This window comes from Tumebacillus lipolyticus (genome assembly GCF_042682745.1).
Classification (GTDB): domain Bacteria; phylum Bacillota; class Bacilli; order Tumebacillales; family Tumebacillaceae; genus Tumebacillus_A; species Tumebacillus_A lipolyticus.
Genome location: NZ_JBHUIO010000005.1, coordinates 591,220 through 606,182, shown reverse-complemented (window position 1 = coordinate 606,182; position 14,963 = coordinate 591,220). Strand labels below are relative to the sequence as shown.

Here is a 14,963-nt window from a genome sequence, read left to right as displayed (position 1 = left end):
TCGCCAGACGATTGGAAAGGAGGTGATCTACATGAAAAAGAAAGAGGCGTTCAAAAAGCCGGCTCGTCGCGTAAACCAAAACAACGGTTGATGAGCGAGGAGAGCCAAAAGCATCGTGGGTAGGCAGATTGGGGAGTGGTCGGTCAACTGGCAACTCTCCCTTTCTGCATTTCTTGAACGGTGAGAGCAAGGAGGAATGAGGATGAGGGGCATTTGGTTGGAGCGAAGGTTCCTGACCTATGCGATCGGTCTGATGATCGACCGATTTGGCAACGCCGTGTATTCGGTCGCCCTGCCCCTGTTGGTATACAGCTTGACACAGTCGGTGCTCGACATGAGCTTGATGGCGATCTGCCAGTTTGTTCCCCGCGCTGTGTGCAGCCTGTTTATCGGCTCTGTCGTCGACAGGGTGAGCAGGCGAACGGTGATCTTTGCGGCGCTTCTCTTTCAAGGCGGATGCAGTTTGCTGCTGGCTGGGCTCTATCAGGCAGAGCTTTTGCAGACGTGGATGCTGTACCTGTTTGGCGCTTTGATCAGCGTCGGATTTGAGTTTTCCCGAACGGCGGAGATCGCCGTCGTCCCGATCATGTTTGGCGAGCGGCGCGTTGAGGCGACGACCGGGTTGGCGTCTGCGCACACGCTGATGTTTATCGCCGGACCGACGTTGGCGGGGCTGCTGCTCGGCTTTCTCTCCTATGAAGTGCTGCTGTGGATCAATGCGCTCAGCTATCTCGGTCCGATCGTCATGTGCTGGTGGAGCCGCATCCCCAACGAAAAAAATCTCGGCGGCATCCGCACATTGCGCTCGGTGATCGACGCGATGGGCGAGGGTTGGACATTTCTTAGAGGGCACGCGGTGCTCAAAGGACTCATTCTGGTGATCTTGGTCGGGGGGCTGGCGACGAGCGGCATCCAGACGATGATCCTGTTCTATTTGAAAAATGAGATCGGCGCCTCCGACATGTTTACAAGCTGGGTGATCGCCTGCAGTGGGTTCGGACTGTTTGTCGGCTCGCTGGTGGTGCCTCGCTTTAAGCACTGGAAGCGCAGTCGCCTGCTGTTGAGCAGCTTGGTCGTGAGCTGCATCGGCCTGGCGCTGTTCCTCATCCCGCAGCAGGGTGTCTTGATGGGGGCGCAATTTATTGTCGCGATCGGTATTTTCTCCTATTCATTGGCGCAGGACCTATTGATTCAAGATGTGGTTCCCAATGAGATGATGGGGCGGGTCGGCGGGCTGGTGCGGATGATCATGCACGTCACCCTCTCGATGTCGACCGCACTGCTCGGCTGGATTGCAGGACTGTTTGGAGCGCAGAGCGTGTTCGCCTTTGCCGCCTGTCTGGCCTTGCTCGCCATCCTGCTGGCCGCCAAGGGGCCGCTGTCCAGAACTGTGAAGGAGGTAGCTCATGAAAAGACGACGAGCATATCATGAAGAGCAGTCTGCGTATCTTGAGATGATGCGCCAAGCGTTCGCCGGCCATTACGCCGCTGGGACGGACGTCTGGTCGCAGGACGATTCCCTGCTGAAAGCGGCGCGCATCGCACATGCTCTCTGGTGCGATCACAATGAAGGGCAGCGGCCGAATGCGCTCGACATCGGCTGTGGGAACGGCAGAGCGCTGCGCGCCTTCGATCCGCAGATCGAGCGCTATCTGGGCGTCGATCTGTGCGAGCACCCGGAGTGGGCAGGGATGCAAGCTGGCTCATCTGGTGCGGTCGAGTTTGTGATCGGCGATTTTGTCAAATGGTCGGCAGATCAGGCGGGAGGCCAGTTTGACCTCGTGCTCGATCACGGCTGTTTCCATCACCAGCACCCGAGCGACCATGCCACCTGTCTACAAGGGGTCGCCAAACTGTTGGCGCCGGGCGGCATCTTTTCGCTGGTCGTCTGGGCGGAGAGCTGGAAGGAAGAGAACATTGGCGAGGACGGACGGTTTCATCTGCCGTTCACGCTGGAGCAGATCGAGAGCATGATCGAGCAGGCTGGCCTCAGCTTGCTGCAGGTTGAGGAGGTGCGGGCGAAAGTCGGCACCAACCAATATCATGCGATCGCCTGCAAGCCAAAGGGAGGAGTGAAGTGAGATGTATAAAGTGATCGTGTTGGGTGGAGGGCCATCCGGGTTGAGCGCCGCGCTGTTGCTCGCCGATCTGGGCTATCAGACGTTGGTGCTGGAGGACGGTCGCACGCAGATGGGGCGAGCTTATGTCACCAACTACCTCGGGTTGGACGAGTTCGAAGGGCCGCAGCTGTTGGAAAAAGGTCGCCAGCAAGTGGAGCAGCGAGGGGTGGAGATCCGCTCGGAGCGCGTGACGGCGATCGACGAACAGGAAGATCATCTGCTGGTCACGACCGCGGCAGGACAGCATCGGGCAGAGTCGATCCTCCTCTGCTGTGGGCAGGGGCCGGGCATGGAGCTGGCCAAATTGGCAAATGTCGAGCTGGTCGAGCATGATGAACCGTTTACCAAGCTGAAAGTGGCGATCGATGAGCGCGGGCGCACCTCAAGGAAGAACGTCTACGCGGCTGGCATCTGTGCGGGGACTTCCTCACAGGCGATCATCGCAGCCGGCCACGGGGCGCAGGTCGCGCTCAATCTGATCTCCGAGCAAGCTGGAGAGCGCGTACATATCCATCGCACCATCCCGCCGAAGAAGTAGTGGCGGGAAGCTTCGCGCTTTGAACTCACTTGAGGTTGTCCCGATCGGAGGAGGGTCGAGCATGCTGCAGAAGATGCCAGAACAGATCACAGAGACGGTACAGGAATTTCTATTTTTGGACAAAAGATATGCGATCCTAGGCCCGATTCGCCTGCCGATCGCCGTGCGCGAGGAGGAGCACACCTTTCGCTGGTACGGATACGCTCAGGTGCCAGCCGATGTCGAGCTGGATGTGAAGTGGGTGGTGGAGCTCAGCGAGCGTCAGCAAACGTTCTCCTCCTTCCTCGTCTACGGTGACTTTGAGCGACACGACCTGCCCGCGGTGCGGGTGCACAGCGTCTGCCAGACGGGCGACGTGTTCGGCTCGCTGCGCTGTGATTGCGGGCCGCAGCTTCAGCGGTCGCTGCAGAAGATCGTCGAACTTGGTGCCGGCTGCCTGATCTATCTCACCGGACAGGAAGGGCGGGGGATCGGGCTGCTGGCAAAAGCGCTGACCTACAAATTGCAGGAGGGTGGCGCCGACACGTTCGAAGCGAACCGACTGCTCGGCTGTCCGGATGATGCGCGCGATTATGAGGAGGCGGCGGCGATGCTCTATTTCCTGCGAGAACAGCGGCCGGTCACCCTGCTTACCAACAATCCGCGCAAGCTGGAGGAGCTGCGCCGCTATGGGATCGCGACAGCCGTTCGCGGCGACCACACGGTGCCCGCCTCCCCGCACAACCGCCACTATCTTCGCGCCAAGATCGCCTCTGGGCATGTGGTCGACGAAGAGAAGCTTGAGCGATCGATCAGCCCGCAACCCAATCTGTAAGGAGGAGAAACGCATGCACAGAGGGCCAATCACATCTGTTGTCGTCAGCAAGGAGGGTCGCTATGTCTATACGGGCGGCTATGACAAAAACATCTACCGCTGGGATCGCCAGCAGGGGACGTCTGAGCGGTTAGGAGCGCATCAGCACCTCGTCAACGCGCTGGCGCTCTCAGAAGGAGGGCGATGGCTCGCCAGCTCCTCTTCCGACTACACGCTGCACCTGTACGATCTGGAGAAAGGGGAGCGGCAGCAGATCCTGTACGGGCACAACGATGATGCGGAGGGACTGACGTTTGTCGACGGCGATTCGAAGCTGATCTCCGTCTCGCGCGATCATCGCGCGCTGGTGTGGGATCTGCAGACGGGCCGCATCTTGACCGAGTTTCGCGGGCACAGCAAAGATGTGCTCTCCGTCTGGGCCTATCGAGATCGCGTGTTCACCACCGGAGATGATGGACGCTGTCTGGTCTGGAAGTGGGCGGACGGAACGCTCTGCGCGGAGATCGGACCGTTCGAGTACGAGCTGGATGCGGTCGGCGGTCATGGCGGTGTCGGGCTGTTTGCGATCGGTGGGGATGATGGGCGCGTCCTGATCTATCTCGCCGAGGAGCTGACGTTGCACACCACGCTGCAAGCGCACGAGCGCGGGGTCAAGCGGGTGGTCTTCTCCCCGAGCGGTCGCTGGTTGCTGACCGCAGGCTATGACCACCGGATCAAGATCTGGGACGTGAAGACGGGCAAGCTGGCCAAAGAATTGCCCGCCTTTCGCTACCAGTGGGAGCGGACGCTTGCTTGGACGCCAGATGAGCAGCAGGTGTTGAGCGGCAGTTTTGGCAACGTGTACGCGGAGTGGGACGTGGAGCAGGAGCGCTTGCTCAGCGTCGGACGCGAATTGGCCAGCCCTTCGATCAACGACATCGCGATCGGCCCTGATCTGATCCTCACCGCCTCTGATGACGGAAAGTTCCGCATCCAAGGCGTGGCGGTGAATGCGGAGGGCGGAGTTTTGACCAACGGGGTGGCGATCTCCGAAGATGGCCGCTTTGCGCTCTGGGGCGACCATGCGGGCAACGTCTCGCTGGTGGATGTGCAGCAAGGCGTTGTCGCCTGCGCGGTCGAGACGGGCACAGGGCCGATCAACACGATCTTCTACGACGCGATGCAGCATGCGTTCTATGTCGGAACCTACGGGGGAGCTGTGCACCGCTTCGACCTGGCGACGCGCTCGTTCGGTCAGAGTTGGCAGGCGCACCAAGGGGCGGTCAAAGCGCTAGCGGTGAACGATCAACATGTGGTCACCTGCTCGTCTGACGGTTCGATTCACGCGTATGACCGCACCGATCCGACAAGGCGAACCGAATTTTTCGGACCGACGGCGATCGTCAACGATATCAGCTTGCATCCGAACGGACGACAGCTCGTCACAGTCGGTCGCGACAAGGTGGTCAGGCTCTACGAGATCGATTCGCAAAAAATTGTGGCACAGCACCTCACGCATCGCTATTCGGTCAAGTCGGTCGCCATCGCGCTGGATGGCACGATCTATGCGGGCGACTATTGGGGCTATGTCAGCATCTGGCACCCCGATCGCGAGGAGCAGCCGCTGGTGGTGCGCGTCGGACAAAACGGCATCAGCGCGCTGCGCGCAGCTGGCGATCAAGTATACGCATCTTCCTATGATGGCTGCGTGTACACGGTGAGCAAAGAGGGGATCGTGCAAGAGGCGCTGCGGCTGTTCAACCAGTCGGAGGAGGGTGTGGAATGCTGATCGATTTTCAATGGATCACCATTCCGGCAGGAGCTGCTCGCGTCGGCAGCACGCTGGACGAGGTGGAGCGTGCGGTTGCCGATTGGGCAGATCACCTGCTGGAAGAGGCGTACGAAACGGAATTTCGCAGCTGGTTGCTCAAAGAGACGCCGCAGCATTTGGTACAGCTCGCCTCGTTTGCGATCTCCGACACGCCGATCACCAACCGGATGTATGCGCAGTTTGTCGAGCAGACAGGCGCGAAGCGTCCAGAAAGTTTGACAAGGGCGCAAGTGGAGAGCGAGATAGATCATCCGGTCTGGGGTGTCAGCTTGGAGGACGCTCGCCAGTTTTGCCGATGGTTGAGCGATCGGTTGGGCTGCTCGATCTCATTGCCGACCGAAGCGCAATGGGAGCGAGCGGCGCGCGGGGATACGGGGAGAGAATATCCGTGGGGAGACGGTTGGTCGAAAGAGCGGTGCAACTCGATCGAAGCGAAGGTCGAGAACACGACGCCGGTGCGCCGCTATGAGGAGGGGCGCTCCCTGTTCGGCCTGTATGACATGGGCGGGAATGTGGAGGAGTGGGTCGACTCGCCCTATCAGGTCTACCCGGGCGGACAGGTGGTCGTGGACGATCTCTACGAGGCGCTCGGCCCCGACTATCCGATTCTAAAAGGCGGATCGTTCGCCCGAGGCGGCGATCTCTGCCGCGTGGCCAGAAGGCACGGCCCTTTTCCTGAGCCTGTCTTTCGCTTCACCGGGTTTCGCGTCGTGCGGGAGGTGTAATGCCGGGTCGCATCGAAGTTTCGCAGAGAGAGAAGCGCTGTTGAAGATCGCCCTCCTCCTGCATCCTGACCTGTGCACGTCTTGCGATCAGCTGAGGTTGGCATGATATTTGCTTCTACTCTCTCGTGTAACTTCACATAGGGGGTCGTATCAGATGCAAACACTAACCGAACTGAGAGCAAGCTTTCAAGAATGGAACATCGATGGACTGCTGATCACCGGCGCGCAAAACCGCCGTTACGTCACCGAGTTCACCGGAACGTTTGGGGTGGTGCTCATCTCGAACCGCGAGGCGAAGCTGATCACCGATTTCCGCTATGCGGAACAGGCGGCCGCACAGGTGACCGGATTTGAGATCGTCCAATACAAAGGCAGCATCCAAGAGGAAGTGGCTCGCCAAGCGGAACAGATGGGCATCTCCCAGCTCGGCTATGAAGAGGCGCACCTGACCTGCTTGGGGTATCGCCAGTATGCAGAGCAGGTGAAGGCGGCGACTGTGCCGACGAAAGGCGTGGTGGAAGCGCTGCGGCTGATCAAGTCGGAAGCGGAGATCAAGTCGATCAAGACGGCTGCCCAGATCGCCGACAACGCCTTCACGCACATCTTAGGGTTTATCCGCCCTGGCGTGACGGAGCGGGAAGTTTCGAACGAGCTGGAATTTTTCATGAGAAAACAAGGGGCGACATCATCCGCTTTTGACATCATCGTCGCCTCTGGCGTTCGCGGCGCTCTGCCGCACGGTGTGGCGAGCGAGAAGAAGATCGAACAGGGCGAGATGGTCACGCTCGACTTTGGCGCGCTCTACCAAGGATACCGCTCCGACATCACCCGCACGGTGGCGGTCGGCGAGCCGAACGAAAAGTTGAAAGGGATCTACCAGATCGTGCTGGAAGCGCTTCATCGCTGCACCGACGGCCTGAAGCCGGGGATCACCTCCCGCGAGGCAGATTCGCTGGCGAGAGAGTGGATCACCCAGGCGGGATATGGCGATCGCTTCGAGCATGGCACCGGACATGGGGTCGGCTTGGATATCCACGAAGACCCGTTCCTGTCGCAAAAGACGGACGTTTTGCTGCAAACTGGCATGGTGATCACCGTCGAACCGGGCATCTACCTGCCGCAGTTCGGCGGAGTGCGGATCGAAGACGATGTGCTGATCACAGCGGACGGCCATGAAGTGCTCACGCAGTCGGCGCGAGAGCTGATCATCTTGTAGCATCGGGTGCGGAGAGGGAGAGCAGGCCGAGGCGGTTGAGCTTGTTGTACAGCGTGGCTCGCGAGATGCCGAGGCGCTCGGCGGTCGCCGCCTTGTTGCCGCCTGCCGCCAGCAGTGCTTCTGCCAGAACCTGTCGCTCGTACGCTTCGAGCAGATCGGCTAACCGCTGCGGTGGCTCCTGCTCCTGCTCCAAGGGGCGCGCTGCTGGGAAAAACGGCAGGTCTTCGCGCTTGATCACCCCGTCAGTCGAAAGCACGACCAAGCGCTCCATCGTGTTGCGGAGCTCTCTGATGTTGCCCGGCCACTCATACTGCATCAGGTCTTGCAGGACCGTGTGGGGCAGCCCTTTGATCTCGCGCTGATGCAGCAGGCCGAACTCGTGCAGGAAGTAGTGAGCAAGCTCCAGCAGGTCCTCTTTTCGCGAGCGAAGGGGCGGCACGTTGACCGAGACGACGTTTAAGCGGTAGTAGAGATCTTCGCGAAACTGGCCGCTGCGCACCATCGCTTCTAAGTCGCGGTTGGTGGCGGCGATCAGGCGAAAGTCTGCCTGCAACAGCTTGGTGCCGCCGACCGGATAGTACGTTTTCTCCTGCAGCACGCGCAGCAGTTTCACCTGCATCTCCAGCGGCAGTTCCCCCACTTCATCCAGGAAAAGGGTACCGCCCTGCGCTAACTCGATCTTGCCTTTTTTTCCTTTTAGATCGGCGCCTGAAAAGGCGCCTTTTTCATATCCGAACAGCTCGCTTTCAAACAGCGAAGGGGGGATCGCCCCGCAGTTGATCGGGATGAACGGCGCGTCCGCCCCTTCGCGCAGCTGATGGAGCGCTTTGGCGAACAGCTCTTTGCCAACACCGCTCTCGCCGAGGATCAGCGCGGTCGCCTTCGTCGTGCTGATCTTGGTGATCATCTCGATCGTGTGCTGGATGGTGGGACTTTTGCCTTTGATCGGTGAAAAGGGATCGACAGACGGCCGCCATTTGGCGATCTCTTTTTCCAGATGGTGCACTTTGGTCACCGCTTGGAACAGCTCTTGATTGAGGCGAACTTGGCTGGTCACGTCCGTCTCGGAGACGACAGCGCCGATGATCTCCCCGTCGAGCACGACCGGCTTGCTGTTGATCAGGACGAAAAGGTCAGATCTGGCTTGGTGAAAATGGTGATACAGCGATTCGCCCGACCGCAGTGTCTCCATGCAGCGGAGCATTTCTCGTGAAAAGAAATCGTCGATCGGATGGCCGAGGATCTGCTCTTTGGGAATGGAGAAGATCTGTTCGGCGCCGGCCGTCCAGACGGCGGTGCGCCCTTCCTCATCGACGGCGGTGATCGAAGCGTCGACCGTCTGGATCAGCGTCTCGAAGAACGCTTCCAGGCGTCGATACGCCTGATGAATCGCCAGCAGCGCATCGCCCGCATCGAGCGACCCGACGATCTCTCCCTGTTTGTTTTCGACGGCAAGCCTGCCCGCCGCTGCCAGACGGGGCAACACGTCAGCCAAAAGCAGATCTTCACGTATGGCGGACGAGCTGTCGGACAGATCGCCCTTTGGCGTCACGAGCGCTGACACGCTCGGCAGTTTTTGTTTCATCAGGATCGCCACCTTTCTGTGTTACACATCTACGTGTCTAATAAATTGGACACTCATTCGATCTATATGTCAAAAATATTATACACGAAACGGCACAACTTCCGCTCTACCGACTGGCACAATTCTTGCTTTCATACAAATGAAGAAGAAAGTTGCGCTCGACGAGCGGTGGGGGTCGTGACATGGATTCATTGATCGTAAAAGTGATGGTCGTCTTTCTGATCATCGGTGCTGTCGACAAACTGCTCGGCAATCGGTTTGGCTATGGGCAGCGATTTGAGGACGGATTTCGGGCGATGGGGCCGCTGGTGATCTCGATGGCGGGGCTGTTGTCGCTCTCGCCCGTGTTGGCCAACCTGATCGCTCCGGTCGCCGCGCCATTGCTTGCGCTGATCGGCGCCGACCCGTCTGTTGCAGCCGCGTCTGTGCTGGCGATCGACATGGGCGGATATCCGCTCGCGGTCGAGCTGGCGCAGCATCCGGATGCGGGACAGTTTTCTGGCGTTCTGTTGGGCACGATGATGGGGGCAACCCTGTCGTTTACCATTCCGGTGGCGCTCGGCATCTTGCGGCGCGAAGACCGCGAGCCGCTCGCCACCGGCATTTTGATCGGGCTATCCACGATCCCGATCGGCTGTCTGATCGGCGGTGTTGTGGCTGGGTTTGCCTGGAAGATGATGTTGCTCAACCTGGTGCCCGTCACCCTGTTCGCCGCCCTGATCGTGTTCGGACTGTGGAAGCGACCTGCGAAGATGGTCGCATGCTTCCTCGTGTTTGGGCGGATCATCGAGATCGTCGCGCTGATCGGTCTCGTGCTCGCCATCTTGTCCGCGCTGCTCGGCATCGAGCTGATCGATGGCCTGAAGCCGCTGTCGGAGGGGTTGCTGCTGGCCGGACAGATCGCCGTGATCCTCGCCGGAGCCTTTCCGCTGGTTCATTTCCTGACGACTGTGTTCCGCAAGCCGCTGCTGCTGATCGGCTCACGACTGGGGATCGGGGAGACGTCGACCGCAGGGCTGATCACATCGCTGGCGAACTGTCTGCCGATGTTTGCGATGTTGCACGCGATGGATCGCCGGGGCAAGATCTTAAACATCTCCTTTGCGGTCAGCGGTGCGTTCGTCTTCGGCGGGCAGTTTGCCTTTGTCGCCGGCGTCAGTCCAGAGATGCTGGTGCCGATGATCGCTGGGAAGCTGGGTGGAGGCGTCGCAGCGCTGCTGGTCGCGATGTGGTTTTTGCGCGGCATGCGCGAAGGGGAACAAGAAGGCGAAAAAGAGGGAGGGAAGAGCACATAGCCTGTGCTCTTTCTTTTTTCAGTTTTGCTGCAAATCAGCAAGCGATTCGAAATCGGCAGAACGATCGGGCGTTTACAAATTATTTACAAAAGGCTGGACAATCGATTGATCGGAGGGATAAAATGGACGGACTGAAGTTTCAGAGCGCGTGTTACAATTGGGCGTGCGCCCCGATGGGCACGTGCTGTTTCGTTCTCGGACCGAACTTTCCTTAGAATGATGTGTCATTTTTCTTTCGAATGATGTGTCATTAGTAGTAGAGGGGGAAAATACTGATGAACTATGACCTTTTTCAAACGATCAACAACTGGTCAGGCCACTACAAGTGGCTCGATGAAACGATGATCTTTTTCAGTGACAAAGCGCTGCTCTTATATGCGATCGGCTTGGCCTTGCTCTGGATTGCATCCTCTTCCGCGGGAAAGCGGATTGCCTTGTTTGCAGGTATCACCGGGGGCGTCGGCCTGTTGCTGAACTTCCTGATCAGCCTTGTGTATTTTGAACCGCGCCCCTTTATTTCGCACAGTGTCAATCTGTTGATTCCGCACGCAGCAGATGCGTCATTTCCAAGCGACCATACGACGGGAGCGTTCTGCATCGCCTTGGCGATCTTCTTGCGCAATCAAAAGATCGGCACCCCATTTTTGCTGCTCGCGATCGCGACCGGCTTCTCCCGTATTTTTGTCGGCCACCATTACCCGGGGGATGTCTTGGCATCGGTGATCGTCGGCTTGGTGACCAGCCTGATCATTCTCAGGATTCAGCATAAGCTGGAACCGATCTTCAAAGGAACTCTCTACCTGTACGAAAAAGGTACGGCACGATTTGGTGGTTCGCAAACAAGAAAGTCATGACCAACGGTCATGACTTTTTTGTTTCGGCCGCCCTCGCCAGAAATTGGGCTGCTGCCGTTCAAGACTTTGAATCGAGAGCGCTCAATTTCCTACGCGACATCTAGGCTGTCAGTATGCTGGAAAATCGCGAGAGAAAGAACGTCGCTGCCTCCCCCCTTTTGGCGAATAAACGGCAGTCCAGATGGGCAGGCTAGAGGTAAAACGCGCATGGGAGGTAGCAGATCATGGAAGTGACGATGGGTGCTGATGAAGTGATCGCTCGTATCCAACAGATGGCAAGCTCTGGGGAGCCGACCAGCAAAAAGAAGGTCAAACAAACCGATCCTGAGCTGATGCGAAGTGCGCTTTACTATTATCCCAGCTGGGAACATGCACTGAAAAATGCGGAACAGCAGTGAGGGCATCACCTCACGATCGAATTTAGAAAAAAGCGTGCGATCATCGCATGCTTTTTCTTTTTGTTTAGAATCAATCCAAAAAAGGATTTCCCTTTCGGAACGCGAATAAGCAATACCGAACCAACAATTACATAGGACGGCGATGAGGTGCCTTCGCAGACGAACAGCGAAGGGTAACAGGGAATCGGGTGCCAATCCCGAGCGGTCACGCCACTGTAACCGAGGAGTTTTCTTTCTATGATGCCACTCGATCGAACGATCGGGGAAGGCGAAAGAACGCGATGATCCGGAAGCCAGGAGACCTACCTCATCTGCTACACCAGAAGTCCTTCGATGAAAAGGAGAGGTGTTCACATGGAACGACAAGGAATCAATTCTTTGCGATCGTTTGCCTGCTTATGCACGTGACCCCAACCTTTTTGGTTGGCGTCACGTGCTTTTTTACTGTATGGGAATCGGATTCTATCACTCAGGTCAGGAGTTGAAAGAGATGATGACAAGAAAACTCACCAACTGGAAGCGGGCCGCCTTGAGCCTGCTCGCGCTACCGCTTTTGCTCGTCGGATGCGGCAATGATTCGCAGACGAAGGGCGGTGCGACCCCGCCGGCTGCCCAAGCGGACTATCAGCAGGTCACGCTTTCGACGGGCGGTCACACGATCACGATCAACGAAGCGCCCAAGCGCGCCGTCAGCCTCAACCAGCACACCACGGAGATCATGCTCGCGCTCGGTCTGGAAGATCGGATGGTGGGCACGGCGTACATGGACGATAAAATTTTGCCAGAATATGAGGCCAAGTATGCGAAGATCCCCGTGCTGGCCGATCAATATCCCTCGCTGGAAGTGCTGCTCGGTGCGAACCCCGACTTCGTCTATGGGCGCAAGAGCGCGTTTTCAGACAAGGCGCTCGGCTCGGTCAAAAGCCTTGGGGAAAAGGGCATCAACGGGTATGTCGCCAGAGGCACGGAAGTCTCCGGCGTGATCCCGACGATGGATGTCGTGTATGAGGACATCTTGAACCTCGGCAAGATCTTTGACATCAAAGATCGCTCCGAACAGCTTGTCGACAAGCTCAAACAGGGGATCGCCGACACGCAGAAAAAAGTGGGCGATGTGAAAAAACCGCTGCGCGTGGCCGTGTATGACGCGGGCGATACGGCGATGTTTACGGCATCGAAAACGCTGCAGACCCATCTGATCGAGCTTGCGGGCGGCAAGAACGTGTTTGACGATCTGGACAAGAGCTGGACAGAGGTGAGCTGGGAAGAGGTGGTCAAGCGCGACCCGGAAGTCTTCGTGATCAACGAGTATGACAAACCGTCCGCTGCGGAGAAGATCGCCTCGCTGAAAAAGCACCCCGCGCTGCAAGATGTGTCGGCGATCAAAAACGATCGCTTCGTGATCTTGCCGCTGTCAGACGCGTTTGAAGGCGTTCGCAACGTGCGTGCGGTCGAAACGCTGGCCAAAGGATTCTATCCGGACCGCTTTCAATGATGAAAAGGTGGCGTTCGTTCTACCTGCTGCTGATCATCCTGACAGGGCTTTTCATCGCGTCGATCACCGTTGCGGTCATGCTCGGCCCCGTCCCGATCCGGCCGGAGACGGTGTGGCGCATCGCCTTGTCCCACCTGCCGCTGTTCGGTGACTCGTTCGTCGTCGACTGGAGCAGAGGGCAGGAGAACATCGTCTGGGAGGTGCGCTTTCCGCGGGTGATGCTTGCGGCGGTGGTCGGCGCGGGCCTGTCGGTGGTCGGCGTCGCCATCCAAGCGCTGGTTCGCAATTCGCTGGCCGATCCGTACATCCTCGGCGTCTCCTCTGGCGCATCGGTCGGCGCCACCTCGGTGATCCTGTTTGGGACGTTCTCCTTCTTGGGTCAATGGGCGCTGTCCGCATCGGCGTTCCTCGGGGCGCTGGTCGCGGTGGTGGTCGTCGTCCTGCTGGCACAGGTCGGCGGCAGGTTATCGCCGGTGCGCCTGCTGCTCGCCGGCATCGCGGTGTCTGCCGTGTTCTCCGCGCTGACCAGCCTGATCGTGTTCATGGCGAAAAACGAAGCGGGCATCCGCAACGCGCTGTTTTGGCTGATGGGCAGCTTCGCGGGCGCCAAATGGGAACAGCTGCTGATCCCCGCGCTCGTCGTCGCGATCGCGATGATCTTGCTGCTGGTGCGATCCTCTTCGCTCAACGCGCTGCTGATGGGGGAGGAGACGGCCAACACGCTTGGGGTCAACGTCAGGTCGTTTCGATTGTTTCTACTGGTGCTCTCCTCGCTGGTGACCGGGGTGGTGGTTGCGGTGTGCGGCGCGATCGGTTTTGTCGGGCTGATGATGCCACACATCGTCAGGCTGTTGGTCGGCTCTGATCATCGCCGCGTCCTGCCGATCTCCGCACTGCTCGGCGCGCTCTTTCTGATCTGGGCGGACGTGCTGGCACGCATGGTCGTCGCCCCGGAGGAGCTGCCGATCGGGATCATCACCTCGCTCTCGGGAGCGCCGTTCTTCCTCTGGCTGTTGCGGCGCAACAGCTATCGATTCGGAGGTGATGGTCGATGAAAGTGGCAGGTGAGCAGCTGAGCGTCTCCAGAGAGGGCAGGCGCTTGCTGGCCGATGTGAGCTTGCATGTGCGGTCTGGTGAGCTGGTCGGGCTGATCGGCCCCAACGGGAGCGGCAAGTCCACCCTGCTGAAGAGCATCTATCGCGCTTTGGAGCCGGATGCGGGCAGGGTGACGCTCGATGACCGTCCGCTCGATCGGATGTCAGCGCGTGAGGCGGCGCAGAAGATGGCGGTGGTCGGTCAGGAGTCGTCGACCGAGTTTGAGTTTTCGGTGGCGGAGATCGTGCAGATGGGCAGACATCCGCACCAGCGCTTTTTCGGCGGCGATCAGCAGGGGGAGCGAGCGCTGCTGCGTCAAGCGCTGGTGCGGGTCGGGCTCGATGGCTGGGAGGATCGGAGCTTTCTCACCCTGTCTGGCGGCGAGAAGCAGCGGGTGCTGATCGCGCGCTGTCTGGTGCAACAGGCGCAGTTTCTCGTGCTCGATGAGCCGACCAACCATCTGGACATTCGCTATCAGCTGCAGCTGATGGATCTGATCGGCGAGCTCGGGCTGACCACGCTGACTGCGCTGCACGATCTGAACTTGGCGGCCGCCTATTGCGACCGGATCTACGTGATCGCAGACGGTCGCATCGCACTGTCGGGAACGCCGGCGGAAGTGTTGACGCCAGAGGTGCTGCTCGACGTGTTCGGCGTGCAGGCGGAAGTGAGCACGCATCCGCAGACGGGGCGGTTGCGAATCGATTTTTTCTCAAATTGGCAGCGTGCGGGTGAAAGGGCGGAGAGAGCATGACGGTGACCAAATGTACATTTTGCGGCTACTGCTATGACGAGTGGCTCGGAGATTGCAAAAACGGCGTGCCGCCTGGCGTTTTTCTCGGCGAGATGGGGGATATCCGTTTGGCGACGTGCTTCCCGCGCGCGAGCATGCGACAGGATCGCGGTGGACGCTCTTGGCGAGGCGGTCTGCCCGCTAAAGCAAACCTCGCTTTTACCGCTCCCATCTGCTAGCTAGCGAATGGGAGCGTTCAATCGATGAATCACAGGAACCAAGGGG

General features: G+C 58.9%; 15 protein-coding genes and 1 riboswitch. Of the genes, 14 read left to right on the top strand and 1 reads right to left on the bottom strand.

Going from position 1 to position 14,963, the window contains the following annotated elements; all coding sequences use genetic code 11:
- Positions 1-202 precede the first annotated feature (202 nt).
- The 7 genes from ACFSOY_RS08205 (at position 203) to ACFSOY_RS08175 (ending at position 7,223) form a co-directional block, all read left to right on the top strand.
- A complete protein-coding gene (locus tag ACFSOY_RS08205) occupies positions 203-1,432 on the top strand; it encodes an MFS transporter (protein WP_386045546.1) in 1,230 nt (409 codons plus the stop codon).
- Positions 1,407-2,081, top strand: a complete 675-nt coding sequence (locus ACFSOY_RS08200; protein WP_386045543.1) for a class I SAM-dependent DNA methyltransferase — start codon at positions 1,407-1,409, stop codon at positions 2,079-2,081. Before ACFSOY_RS08205 ends, ACFSOY_RS08200 begins: the two co-directional genes overlap by 26 nt.
- 1 nt (position 2,082) lies before the next feature.
- A complete protein-coding gene (locus ACFSOY_RS08195; protein ID WP_386045541.1) occupies positions 2,083-2,658 on the top strand; it encodes an FAD-dependent oxidoreductase in 576 nt (191 codons plus the stop codon).
- 61 nt (positions 2,659-2,719) lie between these two features.
- Positions 2,720-3,472 carry a GTP cyclohydrolase II gene (locus ACFSOY_RS08190; RefSeq protein ID WP_386045539.1) on the top strand — a complete coding sequence of 251 codons (753 nt, stop codon included), beginning with the start codon at positions 2,720-2,722 and terminating at the stop codon, positions 3,470-3,472.
- A 13-nt stretch (positions 3,473-3,485) separates the two neighbouring features.
- Positions 3,486-5,240, top strand: a complete 1,755-nt coding sequence (locus ACFSOY_RS08185) for a WD40 repeat domain-containing protein (RefSeq protein ID WP_386045537.1) — start codon at positions 3,486-3,488, stop codon at positions 5,238-5,240.
- The gene (locus tag ACFSOY_RS08180) at positions 5,234-6,007 is read left to right on the top strand and encodes a formylglycine-generating enzyme family protein (protein ID WP_386045535.1); all 774 of its coding nucleotides are present in this window, start codon (positions 5,234-5,236) and stop codon (positions 6,005-6,007) included. The genes ACFSOY_RS08185 and ACFSOY_RS08180 overlap by 7 nt, the downstream gene beginning before the upstream one ends.
- Positions 6,008-6,161: 154 nt before the next feature.
- On the top strand, positions 6,162-7,223 hold the full coding sequence (locus tag ACFSOY_RS08175; RefSeq protein WP_386045534.1) for a M24 family metallopeptidase: 1,062 nt from the start codon (positions 6,162-6,164) through the stop codon (positions 7,221-7,223).
- On the opposite strand, the gene ACFSOY_RS08170 is transcribed toward ACFSOY_RS08175, so the two are convergent.
- The gene (locus ACFSOY_RS08170; protein WP_386045532.1) at positions 7,213-8,808 is read right to left on the bottom strand and encodes a sigma-54 interaction domain-containing protein; all 1,596 of its coding nucleotides are present in this window, start codon (positions 8,806-8,808) and stop codon (positions 7,213-7,215) included. The genes ACFSOY_RS08175 and ACFSOY_RS08170 overlap by 11 nt on opposite strands.
- A gap of 182 nt (positions 8,809-8,990) precedes the next feature.
- On the opposite strand from ACFSOY_RS08170, the gene eutH reads away from it, so the two are divergent.
- From eutH to ACFSOY_RS08135, 7 genes are all read left to right on the top strand, one after another.
- The gene (eutH, locus tag ACFSOY_RS08165; protein WP_386045530.1) at positions 8,991-10,103 is read left to right on the top strand and encodes an ethanolamine utilization protein EutH; all 1,113 of its coding nucleotides are present in this window, start codon (positions 8,991-8,993) and stop codon (positions 10,101-10,103) included.
- Between the two features lie 275 nt (positions 10,104-10,378).
- Positions 10,379-10,957 (top strand): undecaprenyl-diphosphatase, encoded by a 579-nt coding sequence (locus tag ACFSOY_RS08160; RefSeq protein ID WP_386045528.1) that lies wholly within the window; start codon positions 10,379-10,381, stop codon positions 10,955-10,957.
- Positions 10,958-11,181: 224 nt separating this feature from the next.
- The gene (locus ACFSOY_RS08155) at positions 11,182-11,355 is read left to right on the top strand and encodes a hypothetical protein (protein ID WP_386045526.1); all 174 of its coding nucleotides are present in this window, start codon (positions 11,182-11,184) and stop codon (positions 11,353-11,355) included.
- A 128-nt stretch (positions 11,356-11,483) separates the two neighbouring features.
- Positions 11,484-11,679, top strand: a riboswitch (cobalamin riboswitch).
- A 166-nt stretch (positions 11,680-11,845) separates the two neighbouring features.
- Entirely contained in the window at positions 11,846-12,850 is a 1,005-nt protein-coding gene (locus ACFSOY_RS08150; RefSeq protein ID WP_386045524.1) for an ABC transporter substrate-binding protein, read from the top strand.
- Positions 12,847-13,905, top strand: a complete 1,059-nt coding sequence (locus tag ACFSOY_RS08145; RefSeq protein ID WP_386045522.1) for a FecCD family ABC transporter permease — start codon at positions 12,847-12,849, stop codon at positions 13,903-13,905. Before ACFSOY_RS08150 ends, ACFSOY_RS08145 begins: the two co-directional genes overlap by 4 nt.
- A complete protein-coding gene (locus ACFSOY_RS08140) occupies positions 13,902-14,699 on the top strand; it encodes a heme ABC transporter ATP-binding protein (protein WP_386045521.1) in 798 nt (265 codons plus the stop codon). The genes ACFSOY_RS08145 and ACFSOY_RS08140 overlap by 4 nt, the downstream gene beginning before the upstream one ends.
- Positions 14,696-14,917 carry a rubredoxin gene (locus ACFSOY_RS08135; protein ID WP_386045520.1) on the top strand — a complete coding sequence of 74 codons (222 nt, stop codon included), beginning with the start codon at positions 14,696-14,698 and terminating at the stop codon, positions 14,915-14,917. The genes ACFSOY_RS08140 and ACFSOY_RS08135 overlap by 4 nt, the downstream gene beginning before the upstream one ends.
- The last annotated feature ends 46 nt before the right edge of the window (positions 14,918-14,963 follow it).